A 19,563-nucleotide genomic window follows, 5' to 3' on the forward strand; every position below is an offset into this window, starting at 1 on the left:
CACCGGTATCGTTATGGTCGCGCGGACCATAGCGAAGCCGGGGGGGATGTGAAATGGCCCAACACAGTCTTTTGAGTTTCGGGCACGGCTATTCCGCCAGCCGGGTGGGCCGGGCGTTGTTGGCGCGTGGCTGGGAAGTGCTCGGCACCACCCGCTCGCAGGAGCGCGCCGAGGCGATGCGGGCGGAAGGCGTGACGCCGCTGATCTGGCCGCTCACCGATCTCTCGGTGCTCGATCGGGCGACGCACCTGCTGGTCTCCGCCGGGCCGGACGAGGCGGGAGACCCGGTGCTGGGCGCCCTCGGCCCCGAGATCGCCCGGCGCAGCTATGCCTGGGCGGGCTATCTCTCCACCACCGGCGTCTACGGCGACCGCGCGGGCGGCTGGGTGGACGAGACCTCGGTGCGCCGCCCCGCCACCCGGCGCGGGGCGCTGCGGGCGGCGGCGGAGGACGCCTGGCTGGAGCTGTTCCTCGCCCATGGCCTGCCGCTGCACATCTTCCGCCTCGCCGGCATCTACGGCCCCGGGCGCGGGCCCTTCGAGAAGGTGCGGCGCGGCACCGCGCGGCGCATCGTGAAGCCCGGGCAGGTTTTCTCGCGCATCCATGTCGACGATATCGCCCAGGCCGTGCTCGCCTCCATCGACCACCCCGAGCCGGGCGGCATCTACAACATCTGCGACGACGATCCCGCCCCGCCCGAAGCGGTGATCGAGGAGGCCGCGCGCCTGCTGCGCGTGCCGGTGCCCGAGGCGGTGCCCATCGAGGCGGCCGAGATGTCGCCCATGGCGCGCAGTTTCTACGCCGAGTCCAAGCGCGTCTCCAACGCGCGGATGAAGACCGAGCTGGGCGTGGCGCTGAAATACCCCGACTACCGCGCCGGCCTGCGCGCCCTGCTCGCGGAGGAGGAGGGCGGGGCGGGCTGAGGCCCTGCGCGCGGGCGGCGGCGAGGGAGAGTGGCCCTGACGGGCGGTGGCCGGCACCGAAGGGGGCATCGAGCCCCCTTCGGCGCCTGCCGCCGGCCTGTGCCGGCGGCCCTGGCGGCCCGGGCGGCGCGCGGGGCCGGGCCGGGGCCTTCGCCGGGCCCGGGGGCCCGCGGGCGGGATTGCCCGGCGCGCGGATCGGCCCTAGCCTTCGCGCATCACAAGTCCGGCAGAGAGGTTCTCCATGGCCAGGCAATACCCTTCCATGACCGAGGCGCACCGCGATTTCATCGCCCGCCAGCACGTGTTCTTCACCGCCTCCGCGACCGCGGGCAGCCGGGTGAACGTCTCCCCGCGCGAGACCGGGGCGCTGCGCCTGCCCGATGCGCAGACCGCGCTCTACATGGACCGCACCGGCTCGGGCAACGAGACCGCGGCGCACATGCGCGCCGACGGGCGGCTCACCCTGATGTTCTGCGCCTTCGAGGGCCCGCCGCAGATCCTGCGGCTCTACGGCCGGGGCCGGTCCATCGGCTGGGAGACGGAGGAGTTCGCAACCCTCGCGGCGGCGCATTACGGCGGCGAGGTGCCGCTGGGAGCGCGCCAGATCATGCGGCTGGAGATCGACCTGGTGCAGACTTCCTGCGGCTACGGCGTGCCGCTCTTCGGCTACGAGGGCGAGCGCGCGGCCATCGACAACTGGCATGACGCCAAGGGGCCGGAGGGCCTGCGCGCCTACTGGGAGGAGAAGAACCTCACCAGCATGGACGGCCTGCCCACCGGCCTCAGCCTCGCGGCGGAGTGAGGCCGGGACAGCAGGGCCGGACCGGCCGGACCGGCCGACAATGGCGGGACAGGCCCCGGCCGGCGTGCACTCAGCGGGTCACGGGGTCGATGGGGCGGTGGCCGAAGCCCACCGCCTGCTCGAGCACGCGGGCGGCGGCGAGCAGGGCCGCCTCGCCGCGCGGCTGGCCGATGAGCTGGAGGCCCATGGGCGTGCCCGCCGCGGTGAGGCCGATCGGCACGCTGATCGCCGGCAGGGTGCACATGGTGGCGAGATAGGCAAAGCGCAGCCAGTCGACGTAATCGGCCATCGGCCGGCCGTCGACGCTGCGCGGGTATTCCACCTCGCAAGGCTGCGCCGGCAGGCCCACCACCGGGCAGGCGATCACGTCGTATCGCAGCAGGAACTCCCGCGTGCGGTGGTAGATGAGCGAGCGCGCGCGGTTGGCCCGCATCACGTCGTCGACCGTCAGCGCGCGGCCGGCGGCGATGTTGTCCCGCAGGGTCTGCTTGTAGTGCGCCTGCACCGCTTCGGGCATCTGGCCCGGGCCCGAGGCCTGGCCGAAGGCGCGCAGCGTGGTGTAGGTCTCGTAGAGGCCCGAGGTGTCGGGAGCGGCCTCCTCGATCAGGGTGCCGGTGCCTTCCAGCGCCTGCATCGCGGCGGCGAGCATGTCGCGCACCTCCGCCTCCACCGGGGCGAAGCCGCCGAGATCGGGCGCGAAGGCAACGCGGAAGCCCGGCCGGGCCTCCTGCACCGCGGCGCGGAAAGGGTGCGCGGGTTCGGCGATGCTCAGCGGCTGGCGGGGGTCGAAGCCGGTCATGGTGTCGAGCAGCAGGGCGCAGTCCTCCACCGTGCGGGCCATCGGACCGTGCACGCCCTCGAGCCCGAAGGCGGCTTCCCTGGTGCCGCCGCCGGCGCGGCCGGGCGAGGGGCGCAGGCCGACGATGCCGCAATAGGCGGCCGGCGTGCGCAGCGAGCCGCCATGGTCGGAGCCCTCGGCGAGCCAGACCTGACCGGCCGCGAGCCCCGCCGCCGCCCCGCCCGAGGAACCGCCGGGGTTGAGCCCCGTGTCCCAGGGGTTGCGCGTGGGGCCGAAGACGGCGTTGAACGTGTTGCCGCCGGCGCCGAACTCGGGCGTGTTGGTCTTGCCCATCACGATGCCGCCGCGCGCCTCCATCCGCTCGACCAGCGGGTCCGACTCCGCGGGCACGAACCCGGCCAGCCCCGGGGTGCCGCAGGTGAGCGTCACACCGGCCACCGCGGTGAGGTCCTTGATCGACACCGGCAGGCCGTGCAGGCAGCCGGGGCCGGCCTCGGCCGGGGCCGTGCGCAGGCGCTCCGCATGGGCGCGGGCGCGGTCGGGGCAGAGGGTGGGCATGGCGTTGATCGCCGGCTCGGTGTCGGCGGTGCGGGCGAGGGAGGCCTCGATCAGCTCCTGCGGGCTCACCTCGCGGCGGGCGAGCAGCCCGGTCACCTCGCAGGCGGTCATGGCGGCGAGATCGGATCCGGTATAGGGCGGGCGCATGCGGGAGGGCTCCTCTGCTGGTGCTTTCAGGGGATCGTGCAACGCCGGGCCCGGAAACGCCAGAGCCCTTGAGGCACAAGCGAAATCCGGATTTCGTATACGATGAGCCCCGCCCGCTGCCGTCCCCGCGCCCCGCTGCCCCGGCCTTGCGCCGGGGCCTCGCTGTGTCCCGCGGCGGGCTCAGAGGAAGGCCGTCTCCTCGAAGCTGCGCAGCTTGCGCGAGTGCACCCGCTCCTCGGGCGTGTCGCGCAGCAGTTCGAGCGCCCGGATGCCGATCTGCAGGTGCTGGGCCACCTGGCGCTTGTAGAACTCGGTGGCCATGCCGGGCAGTTTCAGCTCGCCGTGCAGCGGCCGGTCGGAGATGCACAGCAGCGTGCCGTAGGGCACGCGGAAGCGGAAGCCGTTGGCCGCGATGGTGGCCGATTCCATGTCGAGCCCGATGGCCCGGCTCTGGCTCAGCCGCGCCACGGGGCCGGACTGGTCGCGCAGCTCCCAGTTGCGGTTGTCGATGGTGGCGACCGTGCCGGTGCGCATGATCTTCTTGAGGTCGTAGCCGGTGAGGCCGGTCACCTGCGCCACGGCCGTCTCGAGCGCCACCTGCACCTCGGCGAGCGCGGGGATCGGCACCCAGATCGGCAGGTCGTCGTCGAGCACGTGGTCCTCGCGCACATAGGCATGGGCGAGCACGTAATCGCCGAGCGACTGCGAGTGGCGCAGGCCGGCGCAATGGCCGAGCATCAGCCACACATGCGGGCGCAGCACCGCCACATGGTCGGTGATGGTCTTGGCGTTCGAGGGGCCGACGCCGATGTTGATCATGGTGATGCCCGAGCCGTCGGCCCGGGTGAGGTGATAGGCCGGCATCTGCGGCAGGCGCGGGGCGGCGAGCCCCTCGGCGCCCGCGGCGGTGGTGATGAGGTTTCCGGGCTCCACGAGGCTCTCGTAGCCGCTCGCGGGGTCGGCCACCGCGGCGCGGGAGAAGGCGAGGAACTCGTCGATGTAGAACTGGTAGTTGGTGAACAGCACGAAGTTCTGGAAATGCGTCGGGCTGGTGGCGGTGTAATGCGCGAGCCGGGCCAGCGAATAGTCGATGCGCTGGCCGGTGAAGGGGGCGAGCGGCAGGGTGCCGGTCTCGCCGGGCTCATAGGTGCCGTTCACGATGCGGTCGTCGGTGTCGGCGAGGTCGGGCACGTCGAAGACATCGCGCAGGGGCCGGCGGATGCGCTCCTCGATCGAGCCCTCGACATGCGCGCCCTCGGGCAGGGCGAAGTGCAGCGGGATCGGGGTGCGCGAGGCGCGGATGGTCACCGGCACGCCGTGGTTGGCCATCAGCAGGCGGATCTGCGCCGTGAGGTAGTTCCCGAACAGGTCGGGCCGGGTGATGGTGGTGGTATAGACGCCGGGCGCGGTGACATGGCCATAGGCAAGGCGGCTGTCGACCTTGGCGTAAGTGTCCGTGGTGAGGGAGATTTCCGGGTAGTAGGCGCGGTAGCGGCCCTCGACGCGGCCGGTTTCCATCACGCCGGCGAAATGGCTGCGCAGGAAGCCGGTGGCCTGGTCGTAGAGGGCGCGCAGGGCGGCCACGGCCTCGGCGGCATCGGTGAAGGCCCTCGCCTCGGGCGGCTCGGGGGTAAGGAGGGCGAGCTCGCTGCGCCCGGTGCTTTCAGTCCGCATTGTCACTCCTGCGGTTCGGGGAAGAGGCCGACCTTCTCGAAACGGGTGACGTCGATCAGCCCGAGGTCGGAGATGCGCAGCTCGGGGATCACCACGAGCGCGAGCAGCGAGTGCTGCATGTAGGCGTTGTTGAGGCTGCAGCCGCAGGCGCGCATCGCGGCACCCATGGCCTCTGCCGCGGCGGCGACCTCGGCGGCCGGCGCGTCGGACATGAGCCCGGCGATGGGCAGGGCGACGGAGGCGAGCTCCGCCCCCCCGCGCCACACGGTGATGCCGCCGCCCAGGCGCCGCAGGTGGTTCGCCGCCGCCGCCATGTCGGCCCGCGAGGTGCCGACCACGATCATGTGGTGGCTGTCATGTGCCACGGTGGAGGCCATGGCGCAGGGCACGTCGTAGCCGAAGCCGGTGACGAAGGCGTTCGTGACACCCCCCGTGGCGCGGTGGCGCTCGACGAGGGCGATCTGGCAGACCGCGCCGTCGGCCTTCATGAGGCCGCCTTCCACCGGCAGCGTGGCGGTGAGGGCCTGCGTGGGCGCCTGGTTTTCCACCACGCCGATCACCCGGGCGGTGACCTCTGCGGCGCCTTCGGGGGCGGGGATGGCGAAGTCATCGGCGGTGAGGTCGCGCTTCATGTTGACGGTGGAGCGCGACTCGGCCGGCCATCGGAAACCACCCCAGTCAGACGCGATCGCGCCATCCTGCGCCACCACCCGCCCGCGGGCGATCACCGTCTCGACGGGCAGGGTGGCGAGGTCGGAGGTGAGGATCAGGTCGGCGCGGCGGCCCGGCGCGATGGAGCCGATCTCGCGCTCCATGCCGAAATGGGTGGCGGTGTTGATCGTGCACATCTGCAGCGCCACCATCGGGTCGGCGCCGCAGGCGACCGCGTGGCGGAAGACGCGGTTCATGTGGCCGTCGTTCACCAGCGTGCCGGAGTGACAGTCGTCGGTGCACAGGATGAAGTTGCGCGGATCGAGCCCGCGCTCGGTCACGGCGGTGATCTGGCGCTCCACGTCGTACCAGGCCGAGCCGAGGCGCAGCATGGCGCGCATGCCGAGGCGCACGCGGGCGATGGCGTCTTCCTCGCGCGTGCCCTCGTGGTCGTCGGCCGGCCCGCCCGCGGCATAGGCATGGAAGGCGGGGCCGAGATCGGGCGAGGCGTAGTGGCCGCCGACCGTCTTGCCGGCGGCTTGTGTCGCGGCGATCTCGGCGAGCATCTTCGGGTCTGCGTTGATCACGCCGGGGAAGTTCATCATCTCGCCCAGGCCGACGATGTTGGGCCAGGTCATCGCCTCGGCCACGTCCTCGGGGGTGATCTCGCGGCCCGTGGTCTCCAGCCCCGGGGCGGAGGGGGCACAGGACGGCATCTGCACGAAGACGTTCACCGGCTGCTCCAGCGCCTCGTCATGCATCAGCCGCACGCCCTCGAGCCCGAGCACGTTCGCCACCTCATGCGGGTCGACGAACATGCTCGTGGTGCCATGCGGCACCACGGCGCGGGCGAACTGGGTGACCGTGAGCATGCCGCTCTCGATGTGCATGTGCGCGTCGCACAGGCCGGGCAGGGCGATGCGCCCCCCGGCCTCGATCACCTCCGTCCCCTCGCCGATGCAATGCGACGCATCCGGCCCGCAATAGGCGAAGCGGCCGGCGGCGATGGCGATATCGGTGTGGGGGATGAGCTCGCGGCTCTGCACATTCGCCCAGGTGGCGCCGCGGATGACCATGTCGGCGGGGGCGCGCCCGGCGGCGACGGCGATCAGCCGCGCGGCACTCTCGGGCCAGCTGGAAAAACTCATGCGCAACATCCTCCTTCGGAGCGGTTGCAACCCCTTATCGGCCGGTTTCGTGGCGGGATCAAGACAGGGCAGCCTGCGCTGACGCAGGGACAGGGCGCGGGCGCGACCGCGACCGGGCGGGGCGCCGGGAGCATCGGCAGCCGGGTCGTGCCTTCGCCCGGCAGGGCGGGGTGCGGCGGACATCTGGTCGGTGCGTGCTGGCGGGCTGGCCTTTCCGGGGCATGCGGGTCCGCCGATTCCGGATCCGATCCGGGGGCGGCGGGGCGGTGATGCCGCATCCGGCCCGGCTGCGGAGAGGGCGGCGCTGCAGGATCCGGACCGGCCGCGCGCGGGGAGCCGGGGGGGCGCAGCCGTGGCTGGCCGGGGCGGGAATGCGGGCCGGATGGTCTCGGCGCGACGCGGCCCGAACGCAAGCGCCGGCCTCGGCGCAGGGCTACACCCCGTGGTAGTCCCGGTACCAGTCCACGAAGCGGCGCACGCCTTCGTCCACCGTGGTCTGCGGCCGGTAGCCGGTGAGGCGCTGCAGCAGCGCGGTGTCGGCCCAGGTGGCCGGCACGTCGCCCTTCTGCATGTCCATCATGTTGCGGGTCACCGGCACGCCGAGTGCGTCCTCGATCGCGTCGATGAACCCGGTGAGCTGCACCGGCGCGCCGTTGCCGATGTTCACCAGCCGCCAGGGCGCCACGGGCGAGAGCGTGTCGCCCTCCACCGGCTCCTCGCCCGGGGCGGTGTCGATCAGCAGGCGGATGGCGCGCACCAGGTCGTCGACATAGGTGAAGTCGCGCTTCATGTCGCCGTGGTTGTAGACATCGATCGGCCGGCCCTCGAGCGTGGCGGAGACGAACTTGTAGAGCGCCATGTCCGGCCGCCCCCAGGGCCCGTAGACGGTGAAGAAGCGGAACATCGTGGTGGGGATCTTCCACAGATGCGCATAGGCGTGGCCCATCAGCTCCGTCGCCCGCTTGGTGGCGGCGTAGATGGTGAGCGGGTGCTCGGCCCGGTCGCCCTCCTCGAAGGGCATCTTCTCGTTCGCGCCATAGGCCGAGGAGGTGGAGGCCATCAGCAGGTGGCGCACCGCGTGCTCGCGCGCGATCTCCATCACGTTGAAGGTGCCGGTCACGTTGGCGTCGACATAGGCGCGCGGGTTCTCCAGCGAATAGCGCACCCCGGCCTGGGCGGCGAGATGCACGATCACGTCCGGCCGGGCGGTATCGGCGATCTCGCGCAGCCGGGCGGCGTCCTCCAGCATCACCTCATGGGCGGTGAACCCGGGGCTCTGGAGCAGAACCTGGTGCCGCCGGCGCTTCAGCGACACGTCGTAGTAATCGGTCATCCCGTCGATGCCGGTGACATGGTGACCCTCCGCGATCAGGAGCCGCGCGAGGTGGAAGCCGATGAAGCCGGCCGTGCCGGTGACGAGAAACGAGGTCATGCCCGGAGTGATAGGCCCTGGCGCCGGTACTGGCAATCTCCCTGAGCGCCTGCCCGGGCGCAGAGGGCCGGTGAGCGATACGATCACGGCTGGGTGAGACCCCGGCAGGCCCGGGGGCGGAGGCAGGCGTGGCGCCTGCCTCGTCGGGCAGGCCCGCCCGGCCGGGCGCGGAGCCCATGAGGAGCTGCGCGCGGTGCCTTGCTGTCGCGTCAGAGAGGCTCAGGGGCGCGAAGCGTCCTGCGGTCGTGTCCGTTCGCGGCGGTGCGCCGAAGCTCCGGAGTGTCGCAGAGCGCTGCTGCCATGCGGCCGGAAAACCCTCCGGCGTCCCGGCTTCGCCGGGGCTCCCGCACCGGCGAGGAGCCCCGGGCAGGATCGCAGCCGGCCTTCGGGGCAGGGCGCGCCGCGCATCAGGCGGGGCGCTCTCCCGTGCCGGGCGGCCCGGAACGGGCCCGGCGGCCGAGGGGGCTCGATGCCCCCGAGGCCGCCACCCCCCGCGGTGTCGCCGGGGATCAGGCGCGGGCGAAGACCTCGGTCATCAGCGCTTCCAGCGCCGCCTGGTCCTGCGCGTCGAAGGCCGCGGGTGTGTCGCTGTCGATGTCGAGCACGCCGAGCAGGCTGCCATCGGCCCGGCGCACCGGCACCACGATCTCCGAGCGGGTGGAGGAGGCGCAGGCGATATGGCCGGGGAAGGCGTCCACGTCCGGCACCAGCTGGGTCTCGCCGCTGCGCGCCGCCGCCCCGCACACCCCGCGCGAGAACGGGATCACCAGGCAGCCGTGCCCGCCCTGGTAGGGCCCGATCTTCAGCACCTCCGGCCCGGTGACCCGGTAGAAGCCGGTCCAGTCGAAATGCGCGAAACTGTGGTGCAGCTCGCAGGCCACGGTGGCCATCAGTGCCACCTCGTCGGCCTCGCCCTCGGTGAGCGAGAGGATGCGCGCGCGCACCTCGGCATATCTGTCGGACATCGGGGCCTCCCGGCGATCACCGCCCGGCGGCCGCCTGGCCCCGGTGCGCTCCCGCAAATGGCGCGCCGGCGCCTGCGGGTCAAGAGCCGAGGGGGTCTGTCTGCCGTGCGGCAGGCCCGCGTCCGCCGCCGGCCGCTCCCGGCGCGCGGCCGCAACGGGGGCGGCGGAGGGTCGGAACGGGTGCGGGAGGAGGGCGCAGGATGCCGGCCCGAGGGCAAGCGGCGGCGCCTTTGCCGCAGGCTGCGCGACGGCGGTGCCGGGCCCGCGTCCTCGCAAGGGCCGGGCGCGCGCCGAGATGCCGCCCGGCCGGACCGGCCGGCAGGCGCGACGGGCGATGGCTGCACCCGCGCGGCGCGCCGTGGGCCCCGTGATCCTGCGGTCCCCGGCGGCCGCGCCCGGCGCGCCCCCGCTCAGCTGCCGAGGATGCGCTCCACGATCTCGCGGGTGTTCTTCGACAGCGTCGGCACGGCGGCCATGCGCTCCAGCTCGGCGCGGATCAGCGCCTGCCGGCCGGGCTCGTAGCGCGCCCAGGTCTCGAAGCAGCCGGCCATGCGGGCGGTGGTCTGCGGGTTGATCGGATCGAGCTTCAGCAACCAGTCGGCCACGAAGCGGTAGCCGGCCCCGTCGGCGCGGTGGAAGGCGGTGGGGTTGGCGGCGAAACCGCCGATCAGGGCGCGGAAGCGGTTGGGGTTCTTCCACTCGAAATCCCCGTGCCCGGCAAGCTGCTGCACCCGCTCCAGCGCCACGCCTGAGGGTGAGGTCATCGCCTGCAGGGTGAACCACTTGTCGATCACCAGCCGGTCGGCCTGCCAGCGGTCGTAGAAGGTGGCGAGCGCGGCGGTGGCCGAGGGCGCGTCCTCGCGCACCAGCAGGCCCAGGGCGCTCAGGCTCTCGGTCATGTTGGTCGCGGCCCCGAACAGCGTGCCGGCGGCGATGCCGCGCGGATCGAGCCGGGTGATGTAGCCCAGCGCGGTGGCGCGCAGGGCGCGGCGCGCGGCGTCGCCCGCCTCCGGCGAATAGGCGCCCGGCGTCTCGTAGCGGGCGTAGAGATCGGCGAAGACGTCCGCGCCGCCCTGCGCCACCGCGGTGGCAAGCTCGGTGAGCGCGCGCTCGATCGCGTCGGGGTCGGCCTGCGTGCCGCGCTGGTAGCTCTCCTGGGCCAGCGCCTCGCGCGAGGGCAGGGTGAGGGCGAGGGCGCGGAACGCGGGGTCTAGCGAGCCGTCCGCCGCGAGCGCCACGAGGGCCGAGACGAGGCCCTCGTCGGCCGACAGCTCCGGGTCCGCCGCCATGGCGAGTGCCGTGTCGGTGGCGAGCGTGCGCGCCGCCTCCCAGCGGTTGAACGGGTCGGAGTCATGCGCGATGAGGAAGGCGCGTTCCTGAGGGCTGCGCGCCATCTCCAGGATCACCGGCGCCGAGAAGCCGCGCAGCAGCGAGACCACCGGCTGCTCCGGCATCTCGAAGGTGAACACCTGTTCCGCCTGCGTGAGCTCGAGCACCTGCGCCGGTGCCGCGTCCGAGCCGTCGGGCGCGAGGAAGCCGGTGGCGACCGGGATCACCATCGGGGCCTTCTGCGGCTGGCCGGGGGTGGGCGGCACCTCCTGTGACAGGGTGAGGGTGAGCACGCCCTCCGCCCAGTCGGTGCGGGCGCGCAGGCGCGGCGTGCCGGCCTGGGAATACCACAGGGCGAACTGCGCGAGGTCGCGGCCCGTCGCGTCCTCGAACACCTTCAGCCAGTCCTCGATGGTGCAGGCCTGGCCGTCATGCCGCTCGAAGTAGAGGTCGAGCGCCTGGCGGTAGAGCGCATCGCCCACCAGCAGGCGGAGCATGCGGATCACCTCCGCGCCCTTCTCGTAGACCGTGGCGGTGTAGAAATTGTTGATCTCGACGTATTCCGTGGGCCGCACCGGGTGGGCGAGCGGCCCCGCATCCTCGCGGAACTGGCGCGCGCGCAGCATCAGCACGTCGGCGATGCGCTTCACCGGCTCCGAGCGCTGGTCGGCGCTGAAGCACTGGTCGCGGAACACGGTGAGGCCTTCCTTGAGGCAGAGCTGGAACCAGTCGCGGCAGGTGATGCGGTTGCCGGTCCAGTTGTGGAAATACTCGTGGGCGATGATGCCCTCGATCAGCTCGTAGTCGCGGTCGGTCGCGGTGTCGGGGCTGGCGAGCACGTATTTGGAGTTGAAGATGTTCAGCCCCTTGTTCTCCATCGCGCCCATGTTGAAATCGTCCACCGCCACGATCATGAACAGGTCGAGGTCGTATTCGCGGCCATAGGCGCGCTCGTCCCATTCCATCGAGCGCTTGAGCGCGTCCATCGCGTAGGCGCAGCGGTCCTCGTCGCCGGGGCGCACGTAGATCTTCAGCGCCACCTCGCGGCCCGAGGCGGTGGTGAAACTGTCATCATGCGAGATGAGGTCGCCCGCCACGAGGGCGAAGAGATAGGAGGGCTTCGGCCAGGGGTCTTCCCACTCGGCCCAGCCCTCGCCCGCGCCCACGGGATTGCCATTGGAGAGCTTCACCCGCTGCGGCCCCTCGATGCGCACGCGGAAGCGGGCCATCACGTCCGGCCGGTCGGGGTAGTAGGTGATCTTGCGGAAGCCCTGGGCCTCGCACTGGGTGCAGTACATGCCGTTCGACATGTAGAGCCCGTCGAGCGAGGTGTTCTCGGCCGGGTCGATCTCGGTCACCGCCTCCCAGGTGAAGCCCTCGGCCGGCAGGGCGGCGGCGGGGAGCGACAGGCCCTCGGTCGTCACATCGGGCTGCACGGGCGCGCCGTCGATGCTCGCGGAGACCAGCTCGAGGTGTTCGCCGTCGAGCCACAGGCCCTGGCCGGGGGCCGCGGCGGGGTTGGGCCGGAAGCGGATGCGCGCGGTCACCCGCGTGGCATGGGGGTCGAGCGCGAAGGTCAGCTCCACCGTTTCCACGTTCCACGGCGCGGGCGCGTAATCGGTGAGGCGCACAGCCCCGTGCATCGCATCTCTCATGGCCATCGCTCTCCTCGTCCGGGCGTGTCCCGGCCTCCGTCGATTGCGGGGCGGGAATGTGAACCTTTGCGGTGATCGGGACGTTAGCCCTGATGAGAGGGGCCTTCAACCGCCGGAGGGCCCCTGAACAGCAACACACCGAAAGGAAGAGGAAATGAGCGCCCCCGACACGAACCTCGAGCGGCAGAAGAAACAGCACCGCTGGCCGCTGATCGGCATGGCCCTCGCCGTCCTGGTGGGTGTGGGGCTCATCGTGGTGTGGTTCTTCGAGTTGTCCTACAAGGGCAACGAGCCTGGAGAACCCGCCGGCGTGACCGCCCCGCAGGCCGAGCCGCCCGCCACGACCCAGTGATCTGCCGGGCCAGCGCCCGCCGGGCCAGCGCCCGCCGGGCCAGTGACCTGCCGGGCCAGTGCCCGCCGGGCCAGTGATCCGCAGAGGATGTGAACCGCCGGCCCCTGCGGCCGGCGTTTCCGACAGGTGGAAACGCCATCCATGACCGCTTTACGTTTCCGATCGGAAACGTCATCTCTTGCCGCGGAAACAGAGTTACCCTGTCCCGGAACGAGACACTTCATGGAGGCTGCGCCGATGACCGAGAGACTGGCCGAGAGACTGGACCGCCACGGGCTGCAGGTGGCCCGTCCGCTGTGCGAGCTGATCGAGGCGCGCGCGCTGCCCGGCAGCGGTGTCACGCCCGAGGCCTTCTGGGCCGGGCTGTCGGAGCTGCTGCACGATTTCGCCGATGACAACCGCCGCCTGCTCGCCCGCCGTGCCGAGCTGCAGGAGCAGGTGGACGCCTGGTCGAAGGCCCGCCGGGGCCAGCCGCTCGATGTCGCCGAGGAAGAGGCCTTCCTGCGCGAGATCGGCTATATCGTGCCCGAGGGCGGCGCCTTCGAGGTGGAGACCGGCAACGTCGACCCCGAGATCGCCACCATCGCCGGCCCGCAGCTGGTGGTGCCGGTGATGAACGCGCGCTACGCGCTCAACGCCGCCAACGCCCGCTGGGGCAATCTCTACGACGCGCTCTACGGCACCGACGCGCTCGGCTCCACGCCCTCGGGCAAGGGGTACGACCCCGCCCGCGGCGCGGAGGTGATCGCCTGGGCCAAGGCCTTCCTCGACCGCGCCCTTCCGCTCACCCGCGGCTCGCACGCCGATGTCACCTCCTGGTCGGTGGGCCCGGAGGGGGTGAGCCTCACCTCCAACGCCGGCGAGACGGCGCTGGCCGAGCCCGGCCGCTTCGCCGGCGCGCGCGAGATCGGCGGCGGGCTGGGCCTGTTGTTCCGCAACAACGGCCTGATGATCGAGATCGTGGTCGACCGCAACGGCGCCATCGGCAGGACGGACCCCGCGGGCATCGACGCCGTCTGGCTCGAGGCCGCGGTGACCGCGATCATGGACTGCGAGGATTCCGTCGCCGCCGTGGACGCCGAGGACAAGGCGCTGGCCTACGGCAACTGGCTGGGCCTGATGCGCGGCGACCTCTCCGAGACGGTCACGAAGGGCGGCGAGACCTTCACCCGCACCCTCAACCCCGACCCCGAGTTCACCGCGCCCTCCGGCGGCAGCTTCACCGTGAAGGGCCGCTCGCTGATGCTGGTGCGCAACGTGGGCCACCTGATGACCACGCCCGCCGTGCTCACCCGCGACGGGGCGGAGGCCTTCGAGGGTCTGCTCGACGCCATGTGCACCGTGCTGTGCTCCCTGCACGACCTGAAGAAGGGCGAGGGCGCGCGCAACACGGTCTGCGGCTCGGTCTACGTGGTCAAGCCCAAGATGCACGGGCCCGAGGAAGTGGCCTTCACCGACCGGATCTTCACGAAGGTGGAGCAGGTGCTCGGCCTCGCGCCGAACACGGTGAAGATCGGCATCATGGACGAGGAGCGCCGCACCACGGTGAACCTCAAGGAATGCATCCGGGTGGCGAAGGCGCGGGTGGTGTTCATCAACACCGGCTTCCTCGACCGCACGGGCGACGAGATCCACACCTCGATGGAGCTCGGCCCGATGATCCGCAAGGGAGACATGAAGGCCGAGCCCTGGATCTCCGCCTACGAGGACAACAACGTCGACGTGGGCCTCGCCTGCGGCCTCTCGGGGCGCGCGCAGATCGGCAAGGGCATGTGGGCGGCGCCCGACCGGATGGCCGACATGCTGTCCCAGAAGATCGGCCACCCGAAATCCGGCGCCAACACCGCCTGGGTGCCCAGCCCCACCGCCGCCACCCTGCACGCGACGCATTACCACGAGGTGGACGTCTTCGCCCGGCAGAAGGAGATCGCCGCCGGCGGCCCGCGCGCGAAGCTCTCCGACATCCTCACGGTGCCGGTGGCGAGCCCCGGCCACAACTGGTCGGAGGAGGAGATCACCGCCGAGCTGGAGAACAACGCGCAGGGCATCCTGGGCTACGTGGTGCGCTGGGTCGACCAGGGCGTGGGCTGCTCCAAGGTGCCCGACATCCATGACGTCGGGCTGATGGAGGACCGCGCCACCTGCCGCATCTCCAGCCAGCACATGGCCAACTGGCTGCACCACGGTGTCGCCACCGAGGACCAGGTGATGGCGGTGATGAAGCGCATGGCCGAGGTGGTGGACCGCCAGAACGCCGGCGATGCGCTCTACACCCCGATGGCGCCCGGCTTCGACGGCCCGGCCTTCCTCGCGGCCTGCGACCTCGTGTTCCGCGGGGTGGAGCAGCCCTCGGGCTACACCGAGCCGGTGCTGCACGCCCGGCGGCTCGAACTCAAGGCGGCCCGGGCCTGACGCGCGTCGCCCCGGAGGGGCGCCGGTGCGTCTCCCCGGAGGGGCGCTGATGCGTCGCCCCGGAGGGGCGCTGATGCGTCGCCCCGGAGGGGCGCCGATGTGTCTCCCCGGCGGGGTCGCCGGTATGCCGCCACCGGAGGGGCGCTGATGCGTCGCCTCCTGGGGGGCGCCAAGGAGCCGTGACGTCAATACCGGCGAAACACTGTTTTGCCGGTATTTTCTCCCCGTGACATCTCGACGCGCGGGATTCCCGTGACTATTCTGCATTGCAGCAGGAAGGAGTGCGGCATGGCGCGTCCGGTCATCGGAATCATCGGGAACCACCACCTCATCAACAATGACTACCGCACCCAGGCGGCGGGAGAGATGAACATCGCCGCGGTCGCCGACGTCTGCGATGCGGTGCCGCTCATCGTGCCCTCCATGCCCGAGGCGGTGGCGGTGGCCGACCTGGTGGAAGCCTGTGCGGGCTTCGTGTTCACCGGCGGGCGGCCCAACGTGCACCCCTCGCTCTACGGCCACGAGGAAACTCCCGGCCACGGCCCCTTCGATCCGCGCCGCGACGGGCTCACCCTGCCGCTCATCCGCGCCTGCGTGGAGCGCGGCATCCCGATCCTCGGCCTGTGCCGCGGCTTCCAGGAATTCGCCGTCGCCTACGGCAGCACCCTCCACCCGGAGATCCGCGACCTGCCGGGCCGGATGAACCACCGCATGCCGCCCGACGGCACGCTGGAGGAGAAGTTCGCCCTGCGCCACCCGGTGAACCTCACCCCCGGCGGCAAGTTCGCCCAGCTGTTCGGCTCGGACGTGATCCAGGTGAATTCGCTGCACGGGCAGGGGGTTATCGACGCGGGCTCACGCGTCGTGATCGAAGGCTACGCGCCGGACGGCACCGCCGAGGCGCTGCATATCGCCGGGGCGTGCAACTTCGCGATGGCCGTGCAGTGGCACGCGGAATGGCGCGCGGGCGACGATCCGGTGTCCCGCGCGCTCTTCACGGCCTTCGCCGAGGCGACCCACGGTCGCCTCAAGTCCGCCGCAGCCTGAAGGGCGCGCCCGTGGCGCTCGGGTGCGGCGGGGCGCCTTCAGCGCATGGTCAGTTGCTGGCCGGGGCCTCGGCCGGGGGAGCATCGTCCTCGATCCGCGTGCGGCCCTCGTAGAGCGTCCTGAGCTTGTTGTAGGCCTCCTGGCAACTGTCCTCGTCGCCGTCGACCAGCGCCTGCTCGGCACCCCGCAGCCCCACCATGAAGCTTTCGCGTTCGCCCGCGTCGTCGAACCAGCTTTCGAGGGGCTGCGACACCTCCTCCTCGCCACGCAGGTCGCGCAGCGAGCCGTCGGACATCTGCACGATGAGGTTGTTCGGCTCCTGGTCGCGCAGCGCCGCCTGCTCCAGCCGGAACACTTCCTGGCGCAGCGCGCCCACCTCGTCGGAACAGGCCGCCTGGGCGGCCTCGCCGGCGGCGAGGGCGGCAAAACCCAATGCAATGGTCTTCATCGGCATCGTCACGTCCTCCTTTGCGGAGCGAACGCGGCCGGGCGGGGTTCAGTTCCCTGCCACCGCGCCCTCGCGGCGCGGATCGGCGGCGCCGATCAGTCCGTCGGGGGTGACGAGGATCACGTGCAGGCCCGAATTCAGGTTGGCCGGTTCCGGCGCGTGGCCGAGCGCGCGCAGCCCCTCGGCCAGCGCCTCGGCGCCGGTGCCGCTCTCCAGCTCCACCCCCGAGCCGCGCTCGACGACATGGCCGGCCGAAACCGCCTCGGCCGGGTCCTGGCCGAGGTCGAGGATGCGGATCACGTTCTCCGCCACGTATTCGATGATGCGCGAGCCACCGGGCGAGCCGGTGAGCAGCACCGGCCGGCCGTCTTCCAGCACGATGGTGGGGGCCATGGAGGAGCGCGGGCGCTTGCCCGCCTCCACCCGGTTCGCCACCGGCTTGCCGTCTGCCTCCGGGCGGAAGCTGAAATCGGTGAGCTCGTTGTTGAGCAGGAAGCCGCCGACCATGAGGCGCGAGCCGAAGCCGGTCTCGATGCTCGAGGTCACCGAGGCCATGTCGCCGTAGCGGTCCACGATCACGAAATGCGTGGTGCCGGGGCGCTCGGGCTGGGTGTCGGGCGCGCGCAGGCGGGTTTCCTTCCAGGGCGGGCTGCCGGGCGCCGCCTCGGCCGCGCGGGCCGCGGGGTCGATCAGCTTCGCGCGGGCGGCGAGATAGGCGGGGTCGAGCAGGCCCTCGGGCATCCCGGTGAGGTCGCTGTCGGCCATGTAGAGCCCGCGGTCGGCATAGGCGAGGCGCGAGGCCTCGGCGAAGAGATGCCAAGTTTCGGCACTGTCGCCGGAGGCGGCGAGATCGAAACCCGAGAGCAGCATCAGGATCTGCCCCACCGTGAGCCCGCCGGAGGAGGGCGGGCCCATGCCGCACACCTCCCGGGCCCGGTAGGGCGCGCAGACAGCCGGGCGCTCCACCGCCTCGTAGGCGGCGAGATCCTCGCGGGTGAGCAGGCCGGGGTTCATCGGCGCATCCCGGGTGGCGGCGACGATGTCGCCGGCGATGGAGCCCTCGTAGAAGGCGTCCGCCCCCTGTGCGGCGACCAGGCGGAAGCTGCGCGCGAGATCGGGGTTCGCCAGCCGGCTGCCGGCGGGGCGGGGGGCGCCGGCTTCGGTGAAGAAATACGCCTTCGCGGCCGGGAAGGCGTCGAGCACCGGCGCCTCGGCGATGGAGGCGGCCATGCGGGGCGACACCTCGAACCCCGCCTCGGCGGCCGCGATCGCCGGGGCGAAGGCATCGGCCCAGGGCAGGCGGCCATGTCGGGCGTGCAGCTTCTCGAAGGCGCGCAGCGTGCCCGGCACCCCCACCGAGCGGCCGCCCGGCACGGCGGAGAAGAAGGCGAGCGGCGCGCCGTCCTCGCCCAGCCAGTAGTCCGGGCCGGCGGCGCGGGGGGCGGTCTCGCGGCCGTCGATGGTCACGAGGCCCTGGCCCGCCGCGTCCCAGTAGAGGATGAAGCTGCCCCCGCCTATCCCCGAGCTCTGCGGCTCCACGAGGTTGAGCATCATCTGCACCGCGATGGCCGCGTCCGCCGCCGAGCCGCCCCGCTCGAGCATCGCCATGCCCGCCGCGGTGGCTGCCGGGTGGGCGGCCACCACCATCTCGCGCCGGGCCTCGCCGCGCGCGGCCGCCACGGTCTCGAAGGTGCGTTCGGGCTGGTCGCCGGCGGCGGGAAGCTCCTGTGCCGCGGCGCTCGCGGCCAGGAGCGCGGTGGCGAGAAGTGCGGTCAGCGGGGCGATCGGGGCGCGGGGCAAGGTCTGTCCTCCTCGGAGAGTGTGTCCCGGGTGCTTCGCTCGGGAGTTGAGCACGGATCGGCGTCAATTGCCAAGAGTACCGGGTTGCCAAGGGGCGCCGGATAGGGCACCTCCGCGCCATGACACCCGCAGCCCGACTCTCAGCCGCCATTGAAATCCTCGACGACGTGCTCTCCGGAGCCGCAGCCGATCGTGCGCTCGCGGCCTGGGGGCGAAGCCGGCGCTTCGCCGGGGCGAAGGACCGGGCCGCCATCGCCGACCATGTCTACGACGCCCTGCGCTGCCGGCGCACGCTCGCCCGTCGCGGCGGGGCGGAAACCGGGCGCGGCCTCGTCGTGGGCCTCGCGGGCGATGACGAGACGCTGTTCGACGGCCGTCCGCACGGGCCGGCTCCGCTGAGCGCGGCCGAGCGCGGGGCCCTCGCCGCCGCGCCTGCGATGCCCCTCGCCGAGCGGCTCGACTTCCCCGACTGGATGGAGGAGCCGCTTGCCCGCGCCCTGGGCGACGAGCTCGAGCCGGTGATGGAAGCCCTGCGCCACCGCGCGCCGCTCGATCTGCGGGTGAACCTGCTGCGCTGCACGCCGGAGGAGGCGCTGGCCGCCCTCGCGGCGGAGGGCCTTGGCGCGGTGCCGCTCGCGGCCGAGCCCGCCGCGCTGCGCGTGCAGGCCGGTGCCCGCGCCCTGCGCCGCGCCGCCGCCTACCTCGACGGTCGGGTGGAGATCCAGGACCTCAGCAGCCAGCGCGTGGCGCGTTTCGCCGGGGCGCGGCCCGGGCTCACCGTGCTTGACTATTGCGCGGGCGGGGGCGGCAAGACCCTGGCGCTCGGCATGCACATGGCCGGGCAGGGCCGGCTCATCGCCCACGACGTGGCGCCGGCCCGCATGAAGGATCTCGCCCCCCGCGCCGCCCGCGCCGGGCTCACGGTGGAGACCATCGCCCCCGAGGGCCCCTCCGGCGGTCGCGGCCCGGCGCTCGGCTGCGACCTCGTGCTGGCCGACGCGCCCTGTTCGGGCACCGGCGCCTGGCGGCGCAACCCGGACGCGAAATGGCGCTTCACTCCCCAGGACCTCACCGCGCTCACCCGGCTCCAGGACCGGGTGATGGATGCCGCCGCCCGCCACGTGCGCCCCGGCGGCAGCTTCGTCTACGCCACCTGCTCGCTCCTGGCGGAGGAGAACGACGACCGGGTGGAGGCCTTCCTCGCCCGGGCCCCGGAATTCACACCCGGCGAGACCCTGCGCCTGACCCCGCAGGACGGGGGCGACGGCTTCTTCGCCGCCCGCATGACCCGCCGGGACTGATCCTCCCCGCCTGACGCGAGGCGGGCGGGAGGCCTCGGCGCGATGCACGCAACAGTCGCGTCCCGCGCGAACATGTGTTCTGTTTACTATTCCTTAAGCATGGACGTGGGATGCGGATAT

14 protein-coding genes are annotated in these 19,563 nt (G+C 72.3%); 6 read left to right on the forward strand and 8 right to left on the reverse strand.

Features of this window, described 5'->3' with window-relative positions; translation table 11 throughout:
* Window positions 1-53: 53 nt before the first annotated feature.
* Together D3P35_RS00070 and D3P35_RS00075 are read left to right on the forward strand one after the other, a co-directional pair.
* Entirely contained in the window at window positions 54-923 is an 870-nt protein-coding gene (locus D3P35_RS00070; protein ID WP_118132418.1) for an SDR family oxidoreductase, read from the forward strand.
* Between the two features lie 241 nt (window positions 924-1,164).
* Complete coding sequence (locus tag D3P35_RS00075; RefSeq protein WP_118132419.1) at window positions 1,165-1,725, forward strand: pyridoxamine 5'-phosphate oxidase family protein; 561 nt, start codon at window positions 1,165-1,167, stop codon at window positions 1,723-1,725.
* A gap of 70 nt (window positions 1,726-1,795) precedes the next feature.
* On the opposite strand, the gene D3P35_RS00080 is transcribed toward D3P35_RS00075, so the two are convergent.
* The 6 genes from D3P35_RS00080 to pepN form a co-directional block, all read right to left on the reverse strand.
* Window positions 1,796-3,229, reverse strand: coding sequence for an amidase (locus D3P35_RS00080; protein ID WP_232830311.1), 1,434 nt, complete (start codon window positions 3,227-3,229; stop codon window positions 1,796-1,798).
* Window positions 3,230-3,409: 180 nt separating this feature from the next.
* A complete protein-coding gene (locus D3P35_RS00085; protein WP_118132420.1) occupies window positions 3,410-4,903 on the reverse strand; it encodes an AMP nucleosidase in 1,494 nt (497 codons plus the stop codon).
* 2 nt (window positions 4,904-4,905) lie between these two features.
* Window positions 4,906-6,702: an adenine deaminase gene (locus D3P35_RS00090; protein WP_370029719.1), complete on the reverse strand. Its 1,797-nt coding sequence runs from the start codon at window positions 6,700-6,702 to the stop codon at window positions 4,906-4,908.
* 433 nt (window positions 6,703-7,135) lie between these two features.
* Window positions 7,136-8,134, reverse strand: coding sequence for an NAD-dependent epimerase/dehydratase family protein (locus D3P35_RS00095; protein WP_118132422.1), 999 nt, complete (start codon window positions 8,132-8,134; stop codon window positions 7,136-7,138).
* Window positions 8,135-8,643: 509 nt separating this feature from the next.
* Window positions 8,644-9,099, reverse strand: a complete 456-nt coding sequence (locus D3P35_RS00100; RefSeq protein WP_118132423.1) for a GAF domain-containing protein — start codon at window positions 9,097-9,099, stop codon at window positions 8,644-8,646.
* A 410-nt stretch (window positions 9,100-9,509) separates the two neighbouring features.
* Complete coding sequence (pepN, locus tag D3P35_RS00105) at window positions 9,510-12,083, reverse strand: aminopeptidase N (protein ID WP_118132769.1); 2,574 nt, start codon at window positions 12,081-12,083, stop codon at window positions 9,510-9,512.
* 154 nt (window positions 12,084-12,237) lie between these two features.
* On the opposite strand from pepN, the gene D3P35_RS00110 reads away from it, so the two are divergent.
* The 3 genes from D3P35_RS00110 (at window position 12,238) to D3P35_RS00125 (ending at window position 15,894) form a co-directional block, all read left to right on the forward strand.
* Window positions 12,238-12,435 (forward strand): hypothetical protein, encoded by a 198-nt coding sequence (locus tag D3P35_RS00110; protein ID WP_118132424.1) that lies wholly within the window; start codon window positions 12,238-12,240, stop codon window positions 12,433-12,435.
* 249 nt (window positions 12,436-12,684) lie between these two features.
* Entirely contained in the window at window positions 12,685-14,847 is a 2,163-nt protein-coding gene (locus D3P35_RS00115; protein WP_118132770.1) for a malate synthase G, read from the forward strand.
* Between the two features lie 288 nt (window positions 14,848-15,135).
* A complete protein-coding gene (locus D3P35_RS00125) occupies window positions 15,136-15,894 on the forward strand; it encodes a gamma-glutamyl-gamma-aminobutyrate hydrolase family protein (protein WP_118132426.1) in 759 nt (252 codons plus the stop codon).
* Between the two features lie 49 nt (window positions 15,895-15,943).
* On the opposite strand, the gene D3P35_RS00130 is transcribed toward D3P35_RS00125, so the two are convergent.
* Window positions 15,944-16,348: a hypothetical protein gene (locus tag D3P35_RS00130; RefSeq protein ID WP_118132427.1), complete on the reverse strand. Its 405-nt coding sequence runs from the start codon at window positions 16,346-16,348 to the stop codon at window positions 15,944-15,946.
* 42 nt (window positions 16,349-16,390) lie between these two features.
* A complete protein-coding gene (gene ggt, locus D3P35_RS00135; RefSeq protein WP_118132428.1) occupies window positions 16,391-18,142 on the reverse strand; it encodes a gamma-glutamyltransferase in 1,752 nt (583 codons plus the stop codon).
* Between the two features lie 119 nt (window positions 18,143-18,261).
* On the opposite strand from ggt, the gene D3P35_RS00140 reads away from it, so the two are divergent.
* Complete coding sequence (locus D3P35_RS00140) at window positions 18,262-19,443, forward strand: RsmB/NOP family class I SAM-dependent RNA methyltransferase (protein WP_118132429.1); 1,182 nt, start codon at window positions 18,262-18,264, stop codon at window positions 19,441-19,443.
* Window positions 19,444-19,563: the final 120 nt, after the last annotated feature.

Source organism: Oceanicella sp. SM1341 (genome assembly GCF_003448965.1).
Taxonomy (GTDB): domain Bacteria; phylum Pseudomonadota; class Alphaproteobacteria; order Rhodobacterales; family Rhodobacteraceae; genus Paroceanicella.